Here is a 10,104-nt window from a genome sequence, read left to right as displayed (position 1 = left end):
AAAATTTTGGTCACTTTGAACATCATAAAAGAGAGAACCAATCTGGTCCTCTCTAGATGTTAGCCATAAGCCACCCCCGCTACAGTTGACAAAGAATCGTTATTTTTCACCCATTTTTGATTTTACTTCATCATAAGATAGGGCATGGGATTCCTCTTCTACAGTCTCAGGCATTTTTCCTGTTTCGTAGAGAGATTTGATTTGTGTGCTATCCAATGTTTCGTATTTCAACAATGCTTCTGCAATCAGTTTGTGAGTTTCACGGTTTGATTGAATAATCTCAGCTGCCTTATTTCGTGCTTCATTTAATAATGAACGTACTTCCTCATCAATCTCATAGGATGTCTGTTCTGACATAGACTTTTGAGGGGTTGGAGCACCAAACATAGCATGGTTACCTTCATATTGGACTGGTCCAAGTTTGTCGCTCATGCCATATTCCGTTACCATAGCACGCGCCATCTGCGTAGCTTGTTCAAAATCGTTAGAAGCTCCTGTTGTTTGAACATTGAAGATAATCTCTTCAGCCACACGACCACCCATAAGTCCTGCCAATTGTTCTTTCATATCTTCTTTTGAAAGCAACATTTGATCCTCTTTTGGTAGAGCAATCATGTAACCACCTGCACGGCCACGTGGTACAATAGTCACCTTATGAACCACGCGAGCATTTGACAAGACTAAACCAACAATCGTATGTCCAGCCTCGTGATAAGCAACCAATTCTCTTTCCTTTTGTGAAACATTCTTATCTTTCTTAGAAGGACCCGCAATGACACGATCTTCTGCTTCATCAATATCCGATGCATCAATGACTTTTTTATTGCGTCGAGCAGCAACTAGAGCAGCTTCATTCAAAACATTTTCCAAATCAGCACCTACAAAACCTGGAGTTTGTTGGGCCACTAATTTCAAATCAACATCTTCTGCTAGAGGTTTGTTTTTAGCGTGAACTTTCAAAATTGCTTCACGACCTTTAACATCAGGACGACCAACCAATACTTTTCTATCAAAACGTCCTGGACGTAGAAGAGCAGGATCGAGAACGTCTGAACGGTTTGTCGCAGCGATGACGATGATCCCTTCATTTCCCTCAAAACCATCCATTTCAATTAAAAGTTGGTTTAAGGTTTGTTCACGTTCATCATTTCCTCCACCGAGGCCTACACCACGTTGGCGACCAACGGCATCAATTTCATCGATAAAAATAATGGCTGGTGCTGCTTTTTTTGCATCCTCAAAAAGAGAACGAACACGGCTTGCACCAACTCCGACAAACATTTCTACAAAGTCAGAACCTGAGATGCTAAAGAATGGAACTCCTGCTTCTCCAGCAACTGCCTTAGCAAGAAGGGTTTTACCTGTCCCTGGAGGCCCCTCCAAAAGAACACCTGCAGGAATACGCGCACCAAGTTTTGTAAATCTTTTTGGATCTTTTAGGAATTCAACAACTTCTACTAGTTCTTGTTTTTCTTCCTCGGCACCTGCAACATCTGAGAATCGTACCTTGATATCTTCTTTATTAGCAGCTTTGGCCTTGCTACGTCCAAAACTCATTGGATTTCTACTATTATTTCCTCCCATATTTCCCATCATAGAGAATAGGAAAAAGAAGAGAATAGCAAATGGTACAACAGAGACAAGGATATTGATCCACATGCCACTTGAGCTCTCATGTTTAACCGTTACCTCAGCCTGATGTTCAGAGGCAAGTTTTTGTAATTCTGAAACTGTTGAATCTGCTGGAAGAATAGTACTTGAGAATCTTTCTACTTTTGTAGCAGTAGGAGTGAAAAATTGAATCCCTGTTTCTTCCTTACTAGTCTTAGGATTTTTATAAACACCAGATACTTCAATGATGCTACCATTTGGCTGATAGGTTAATTCTTTTACATTGTCTGCTGTAATTTCTTTTACCAATTCTGTATAGTTAATTTTTTCACTTTTCCCAGTAGCATTTCCAGAGTAAAAATACTGAAACCCTGTCACAAGGAAGAAGATAATTAACAAATATAGAAATGGATTTCTAACTAAACCATTATTTTGTTTTTTCATTAAAGAATGCTCTTTCTAATTTGAATAAACTTCCTCTTTCAACACTCCAACATAAGGAAGATTGCGATAATGTTCTTTGTAGTCCAAACCATATCCTACAACAAACTCATTTGGAACGGTGAAGCAAGTATAATCTGCTTCAATTTCAACAACACGCCCCTCTGGTTTGTCTAACAAAGTTGCAATCTTAACAGATGCTGCTTCTCTTTCCTTAAACATATCTCTCAAATTCTTCAAAGTTTGACCTGTGTCAATGATATCTTCTACAAAGATAACGTGTCTTCCTTTGATATTTTGAGTTACGTCTTGTTTGATATTGATGACACCACTGCTTGCTGTTCCACCATGGTAGCTAGATACCATCATGAAATCCATCTCAATATGCGTATCAATATGTTTGACCAATTCAGCCATAAAAGGAATCGATCCTTTCAAAATTCCAACAAGAACTGGATTTTTCCCCTCATATTCTTTTGTTAGTTGCGCACCTAGCTTTTTAGCTGCTTCTGTAATCTCATCGTGTGAAACAAGGATTTTTTTAATATCGTGTTCTAACATCTTTTTACCTATCTATTTTTTCTATATAAAGTACAGTGTTCATTATATCATTTTTCGTGTTTTTACTCAAATCACTGGTCGCAATTCCTAAAATTGAGACAATTTCTCCAAATTGCTCAATAATAGGGGTTGTTTTTCGTTTTTCAATAGGGATTTTCAAATCTATAAATAAACGTCTCAGTTTCTTTCGGTGACCATTCATGATAAGAACATCGCCAGGTTTTCGACATCTAATATATACAGGTGTTTCTCGTGAAACATCTATTTTTTGAACTGAAGCTCCTTCCAAAGGAATTCCGAAAGAAAATAAATAGCCGGAATGTTGAACCTGATTTTGATAGTGTAACACAAGTTCACTTTCCTTTTCATCAGCCTGTAGACTGATTTTGCAAACTCGAAAATTCTGATACTCTTTGATCAATTCATAACCATTTTTCAGTGAGTGACGATACTGACTTTTAGTTGCTAAAATCTGTCGAACTTCTGCAAACTGAGCCTTTGTCAGATTTAAGTCTGGAAATTGATTGAGATAATTCTGAAGCAGGACTCCTTGAGTTTGTCGTGAGAATGAAAAGAGCTCATTCAAATCTTCCACATCAATTTGTTTCGAAAGTTCCGTTATTGTTGCTTGGTAATCTGAAACTTCCCTTCCAAAATCTAAAAGAGCGGATTTAAGACGAGGATTTTCTTTTTCAAGTTCTGGTAAATACCTATTCCGAATGCGATTGCGAAAATAAGTATTTTCCTGATTTGTTTGATCTTCGAAATGAACAATTGGTGGAAAATCTTTTTTATGAAAATGCAACAAGGGACGGATGATTTCAATTCCATCAACTACTTGACTTTCTTTTATTCCTGTTAAATGACGTAGTCTACTTCCTCGAATCAAGCGCATCAAAATCGTTTCAACCTGATCATCTGCATGGTGGGCAGTGACCAAGGCAGTCGCTCCAACCTCTTTCATGATTTTTCTAAAAAAATCATAGCGAAACTCTCGAGCACGCGCTTCTGAAAAGTCTCCTGAAAAACTTGTGATATAAATAGGAAGTCCAGCTGCATCAGCTAACTTCCTTAGTTCATTTTCCTCCCAGTCAGACTCGCTTCTTTGCTTATGGTTGACATGTGCTACAATCAGCTTAATTTCTAACTCATTTTGATAAGTAGACAATAGATGAAATAAAAACATCGAATCCAGTCCACCAGACAGAGCCAACACAACTTTAGAATGTTTTTTGAAATACTCTTTTTGGAGAAAATGATTTAAAAAATCCTGCTCTCTCATTTTAGAACCTCATAGACATCCTTGGCTATCTTAGCAATGGTGTCATAATCAGAATTTTTGGTAAAAATAGAGAGAATGAAAGGAGAATCAGTATAAACAATCGCAGTGTCATGTTTAAACTCGTCGGCATCTCCAATTTTATGAGCTACCTTAACCGAAACACCTTTCGCAATTCGTTGGTTATCAAAATTCGTTTTACTTAGAGACTCTAAAACAAAACCATTCTGATTATAAATAGCTTCCATGACCTTTCCAGCCATTTTTGAAGAAGTCAATTTATCATTCACATCCCAATCTTCACCCATAATAGTAGACATTTTCTCTTTAAAAGCCCCATCAGATTGATTGGTCACGTAATAACCTAAAATATTATGAGCAACATTGTCAGATTCTTTTGTTACCTTAGTAATTAACTGTTGGAGACTGTAATCTTTGTTGTCTCCTGTTTTAGGTAAACTACCGCTACCTTCTGGTTTATAGGATCCAGGGAAACTATTTACTTCTGGGATATACTTGAAGTTGCTGTTCAGCGTATATTCCCCCTGATTTATCTTATCTTGAGCGTAATAAAGATAGGCTAGTTTCAAGATGCTAGCTGCATAGAGTTTGCTGTCTTCATTCACCCCAGCCTCTTTACCTGTACTCAGTTGTTTAACATAAATAGAGTAATTTTCATTCTGATAATTCTTTGATAAAACTTCTTGAACCTTCTGGATACGATTATCCTCTTCTGAGACGAACTCTTTTGATACCCACCCAACTTGATCAATATGAAGAAATTCTTGTCCCTCAGCAAAGAGGGTTCTATCCACTGTTACGCGTTGATAGGGAAAGAGGGATGAAGAAATTTCTTTAGCAACATAAGGACTGTTATAGATGACAAAACCCGGGTCCAACCATACTTGTCTATTTTGAGTTTGAACTTGACTTTGATCATAGACTAAACGCTTATCTGCAGCAATAAACTGATGATTGTCTAATTTAAAAATAGGAACACCTTGTCTATTCAAACGCCATTCTACGATTTTAAAGGCTGTTCCAGAAGTCAGTTTACCAGATTCCTTAACAAGATCTTCATTAGCATAGACAGCTGTTTCTCCGTAAACCATTGGCGATTCAAGAACTTCTTTATAGTAAAATCCATGATCAGATTCAGTTAGATAATAAATTTCTTGTGAAGAGTAAGGAAGCTGTTTTTCCGTGCTAACTACTCTTGAAGTTATGATAAAAACAGATAGTAGCGATAACACTACTAAGAACTTACGCATTCTTCTCTTCCCTTTCTTCTTGTAATCGTAATAAATGGTTTTTAGCTGCCAATTCCTCTAATTTTTCATCTGATAAACTTAGAAATTGCTCAACAACTTCCAATAAATTTTCCATGACATTACCTCGGAAGCAAATCTGGAATTGTGTAAATTGCTTCTCGTTTCTTTGAGTAATAGTACTTGGCGCGTGCATATTTTGCTACATAGTCTTCATCTTTCAACTTTGCAGCAAAAGCAGATTCCTTATCCTTTTCGTCACTAAGAGTTTGGTACTGCTCTTTCAACTCTGTCAATTGCTGACGGCGTTGCAATAACTGATCATAGCTTTGGGCCAAGTTATAAGTTGGTAAAATAAACAACAAGATCATCAAAATAAGGATCCAACCCATAAAACGATTTCTTTTTTGTCTCTCCTTCATCAGGTAACGACGACGTTGATGTTCATTTTGAATAAAAGAATTATTCATCTGTACAATATTTTTAGACATTTTCTTCTACCCGTGTTTCACTGAGAATTTCATACATGCCTGCTGCATCTTCTTTTTTTGTACTATCTTTCATCTCTAGTACTTTAACAAGCAACAACTTATTTCCAAAGCGAATTTCAACTTGGTCATCAACTTTCAAATCCGTTGAACTTTTGGCCAAGATTCCATTCACCTTGATTCTACCTTTATCTGCTACTTCTTTTGCGACTGTGCGGCGCTTAATAATTCGTGAAACTTTTAAATACTTGTCTAATCTCATTTTTATTACCTCAAATTATTATTGTACCATTTTTATCCTTTTTATAGAAGAAAAATGTTAAATGGGATTCGCTTCCTTTGATTCTTTTATCTCTAATAAACTTTCTCCGAAAATCAGCAAACCTTCTAAAATTTCATAATCCTTCTTGTTTCGGACATCGAATACGACTTCCATTAATCCTCTATTCTCCGCTATAGCTGCTTTTAAATTTGTTGCGGATAAGGCTTTAAAATAATCTTGAGCCAAGAACAGTCGCTGAGTAATTGTTTCAAATTGAACTGTAATCTTATTTTCTTTTCTCTCCACACGTTCTACAAATACTTTGTCCAAGTATGATTTGACCAAACCAATCTCTAAAAGATAAGCCACCACATCGGGATATTCTCCAAAACGATCCATTAACTCTTCTCGTAGTTCTTCATAGTTGACACGATTGTCAATTTGACGAATTTTTTTGTAAATCTCAATTTTATGTCGTTGGTCAGAAATATAAGTATCAGGAAGATAGGCATCAATTTGTAAAATCAACTCAGCATTCCCTTTGGTTCTTTTATTCCCGTTGCCGTTACGTTTAGCAATAGCTTCCTCTAGTAACTGAGAATACAATTCAAAACCAACAGAATCAATGAAACCAGACTGGGACTTTCCTAATAGATTTCCTGCTCCACGAATCGAAAGGTCTCGCATCGCAATCTTAAATCCTGAGCCTAATTCTGTAAATCCCTTAATCGCTTCTAATCTCTTCTCAGATACTTCACTAATTGATTTTTCTGGGCGATACATAAGATAAGCATAGGCAATGCGATTACTACGACCAACTCTTCCTCTTAATTGATACAAGGTTGACAAGCCCATATGGTCTGCATTTTCAATAAATAAGGTATTGGCATTCGGAATGTCAACTCCTGTCTCAATAATGGTAGTTGTTACCAAAATATCATACTGACCTTCAATAAAGTCCAATAAAGTGTTTTCCAACTGAATTTCACTCATTTGCCCATTAACATAACCAATTGAAGCCTCTGGAATCAACTCCTGTAATTCTGAAACCTTCTGGTCAATCGTGTCAACTTTATTGTAAAGATAGTAAACTTGACCTCCACGCTCCATTTCACGTAAAACAGCATCACGAATCACACTAGGATTCTTCTCCAATACATAGGTTTGAACAGGATAGCGATTAGTTGGAGGAGTTTCAATAACAGACAAATCTCGGATGCCCAGCATAGACATGTGAAGGGTACGAGGGATTGGCGTTGCTGTCAAGGTTAGGACATCTACTTGTTTTTTCAGTTCTTTCAAAGTTTCCTTATGCTTAACACCAAATCGTTGTTCTTCATCAATAATCATCAATCCCAAATCTGAAAACACAACATCTTTTGACAAAACACGATGCGTTCCAATCAAAATATCAACTTGACCATTCTTTAATTTTTCAAGTGTCTCTGCCTGCTCTTTTTTACTTCTAAAGCGACTCAACACATCAATATTAACAGCAAAATTTTGGAATCGTTCCTTAAAACTCGTATAGTGTTGTTGTGCTAAAACCGTCGTCGGAACTAGAACGACAACCTGTTTGTGATCATTGACCGCCTTAAAGGCTGCACGCATTGCAACTTCAGTCTTTCCAAAACCAACATCCCCAACTAAAAGTCGATCCATGGGATGAGAATCCTGCATATCTCTCTTGATTTCCTCAATACTACGAAGTTGATCATCCGTTTCAACATAAGGGAAAGCATCATCAAAAGCATGTTGCTCATCATCATCAGCTGAGAAAGCAAACCCCTTCAACTGACTACGCTCAGAATAGAGTTTAATTAAATCGTCAGCTATATCCTCTACCTGATTCTTAACTTTTTGCTTGGCCTTTTTAAAATGACCGTCATTTAATTTATTGAGTTTAGGAGGTTTCCCATCACTTGAAACATATTTGGACAGTAACTGAATCTGCTCTACTGGAATGGAGATTTGATCCCCGTTTTGGTATTGAACACTGACATAATCACGGTGAATCCCTTTGATTTCAATTGTTTCGATTCCTAGATATTGACCAATTCCATGGATATGGTGAACAACGTAGTCCCCTTTTTCAAGTTCATTATAATCTTTTAATCGCTCTGCATTTGACGCATGTTGTCTTCTAAAACGACGTTTTAATTTCTTTTGAAAAATCTCATATTCAGTAATCAAGAGAATTTTTTCATCTACAAAATGAAAACCATGTCTTAGGTTACCCTCAATCAAGTTTATAGATTCTTTACAGATGCTTGACTTTTCTCTGGAATCCAATTTAATCTGATATTCCTCTAAAACATCCTCCAATGTTTTACTTCCCATTGAATTGCTAGACTGCAAGATAATAGTGTAGTCCATTTTTTTATATCGCTCAATTTCTTCTTTAAGAAAAGAAAATTGATTGAAAAACTCTTGCATAGGGTATTGATTAAATTGATAAATGTAATCAAACTTGAGGTTTCCTAAACCCTTTTGCAGATTGGAGAAAAAGGTAACTGGACTTTGTTTTTTATAGGTTTGCTCTGTATCTGCAAAATACTGCATCTCAGAAAATGATTTACCATTCTGTAAATCTTCTGTAAAGTATTGCGCTAATTCTCTTTCAAAGGCTTCATACTGATTCATCAATTTTTGATAGTCATCAAAGAATACTGGTATATCTTTTTCAATATAATCAAAGACAGTCCATGTTTTATCGTAACATAAAGATAAAAACTTTCGACTATCTGAATGTGTTTGTCTTTGATGAAAACTTGACAAAATTTCTTCCAAATATGATTTTAAGATTGGTGATAAGGTCTTCGAAATTTGCTTTTCTAAAGCTGACTGACCTCGTAAATAGTCTCTTTCTTTTAAAAGCATATCACTAGCTGGAAAGATGGTAAGTTCTGTCTGATTTTCTTTTGATAATTGTGTTTCGACTTCAAAAGTACGAATACCATCTACTTCATCACCAAAAAACTCAATCCGGAAAGGTTCTAACTGAGACATCTCAAAAATATCTAAAATATCTCCTCGAATACTAAACTCACCTTGGGTCTGTACTTGTGTAACTTTGCGATAGCCTATTTCCTTTAACCGGTGAAGTAACTCGTGTTGGTCATATTCTTCGCCAACTGCAATTTTTATAATACTTTCTCTAAATCTAGTCGGAGAGGGTAAAATCAATCGACTCGCTGCGATATTACAAACTAAAATCCCTTTCTTAGACGGATCACTCAAAAAACGCAAGGCCTCAACCCGCGAAATGATTTTTTCTTGCGAAGACATCAAAAACTCTACCATAGGAGAGTCATCTACCAAAAATGGATAGACAAGTTCCTCTCCTAAGAGAGAAAGAAGATCACTGATAATTCGTTCTGCTTCACCATAAGTCGAGGTTAGTAACACAACCTTATTTTCTTTTTCTAGACTGCTTGCAATTGCAAGAGCCTTGGTAGAAGTTGATAAACCAAGTATTAGTTGTCTTTTTTTATCTATCAGATTTTGATGCCATTTTTTTATCTGATCATTTTCTGAGAATAAATCTAATAAAGTCACCATTTATCCATTATACCTCTGCATCGTTTTCTCAAAGTTTTTCTCTTGTAAATAGTAATTTACAGCATCGTCAACCTTGTCAATTGACTGTAAAATACCTACATAGTCAGCTTGATCAAACTTACTTAAAACATGATGAACAACTGACATGCCCTTTTTGGGTCTTCCAATTCCTATTTTAACACGGTTAAATACTTGGGTTCCAATATGTTGAATAATAGACTTGATACCATTATGACCGCCTGCTGAACCCTTTGCTCTTAAACGAATTTTCCCAACTTCCATGTCAAGATCGTCGTAAATAACGAGTAAATCTTCTACATCTAAACCATAGTAAGTCAATAAAGCATGAACAGCCTTTCCACTTTCATTCATAAACGTTGTTGGTTTGACAAGATAAATTTTTTCTCCATTGAGGAAAAAAGAGGCTAGGTCAGCTTGAAATATCTTGTCGTGTGTAAAGGCGACATTTTGTTTTTTAGCTAGTTGGTCAATCAACATAAATCCAACATTGTGTTTGGTTTCAAAATATTTATCCCCTGGATTTCCTAATCCAACAAGTAATTTTGTCATTTATTTTCCTTTCAAAAGCCAAAAGGGTTGGAATTTTTTTCCAACCTAATTGACACTATTTAT

The 10,104-nt window shown here is 36.1% G+C and carries 9 protein-coding genes; all 9 read right to left on the bottom strand.

Annotation, left to right across the window (positions count from 1 at the left end; translation table 11 throughout):
- Positions 1-99: 99 nt before the first annotated feature.
- From ftsH to pth, 9 genes are read right to left on the bottom strand one after another with little or no spacing between them, the layout of a single operon-like run.
- Positions 100-2,055 (bottom strand): ATP-dependent zinc metalloprotease FtsH, encoded by a 1,956-nt coding sequence (gene ftsH / locus SORDD16_RS02620; RefSeq protein WP_061452255.1) that lies wholly within the window; start codon positions 2,053-2,055, stop codon positions 100-102.
- Positions 2,056-2,070: 15 nt separating this feature from the next.
- Positions 2,071-2,613: a hypoxanthine phosphoribosyltransferase gene (gene hpt, locus SORDD16_RS02615; protein ID WP_061452254.1), complete on the bottom strand. Its 543-nt coding sequence runs from the start codon at positions 2,611-2,613 to the stop codon at positions 2,071-2,073.
- 4 nt (positions 2,614-2,617) lie between these two features.
- Positions 2,618-3,895, bottom strand: coding sequence for a tRNA lysidine(34) synthetase TilS (gene tilS / locus SORDD16_RS02610; protein ID WP_061452253.1), 1,278 nt, complete (start codon positions 3,893-3,895; stop codon positions 2,618-2,620).
- Positions 3,892-5,163, bottom strand: coding sequence for a serine hydrolase (locus SORDD16_RS02605; protein ID WP_061452252.1), 1,272 nt, complete (start codon positions 5,161-5,163; stop codon positions 3,892-3,894). The genes tilS and SORDD16_RS02605 overlap by 4 nt, the downstream gene beginning before the upstream one ends.
- A complete protein-coding gene (locus SORDD16_RS12150) occupies positions 5,156-5,278 on the bottom strand; it encodes an SP_0009 family protein (protein WP_000429343.1) in 123 nt (40 codons plus the stop codon). Before SORDD16_RS12150 ends, SORDD16_RS02605 begins: the two co-directional genes overlap by 8 nt.
- A gap of 4 nt (positions 5,279-5,282) precedes the next feature.
- Positions 5,283-5,651: a septum formation initiator family protein gene (locus tag SORDD16_RS02595; protein ID WP_061416393.1), complete on the bottom strand. Its 369-nt coding sequence runs from the start codon at positions 5,649-5,651 to the stop codon at positions 5,283-5,285.
- Positions 5,644-5,910: an RNA-binding S4 domain-containing protein gene (locus SORDD16_RS02590; protein WP_001234975.1), complete on the bottom strand. Its 267-nt coding sequence runs from the start codon at positions 5,908-5,910 to the stop codon at positions 5,644-5,646. The genes SORDD16_RS02595 and SORDD16_RS02590 overlap by 8 nt, the downstream gene beginning before the upstream one ends.
- 57 nt (positions 5,911-5,967) lie before the next feature.
- Positions 5,968-9,471, bottom strand: a complete 3,504-nt coding sequence (gene mfd / locus SORDD16_RS02585; RefSeq protein ID WP_061452251.1) for a transcription-repair coupling factor — start codon at positions 9,469-9,471, stop codon at positions 5,968-5,970.
- Positions 9,472-10,041 carry an aminoacyl-tRNA hydrolase gene (gene pth / locus SORDD16_RS02580; RefSeq protein ID WP_061452250.1) on the bottom strand — a complete coding sequence of 190 codons (570 nt, stop codon included), beginning with the start codon at positions 10,039-10,041 and terminating at the stop codon, positions 9,472-9,474.
- Positions 10,042-10,104 lie beyond the last annotated feature (63 nt).

Source organism: Streptococcus oralis, from assembly GCF_001578945.1.
Lineage (GTDB): Bacteria > Bacillota > Bacilli > Lactobacillales > Streptococcaceae > Streptococcus > Streptococcus oralis_Q.
The sequence above is the reverse complement of the archived record's forward strand: the minus strand, read 5'-3'. Positions and strand labels throughout refer to the sequence as shown.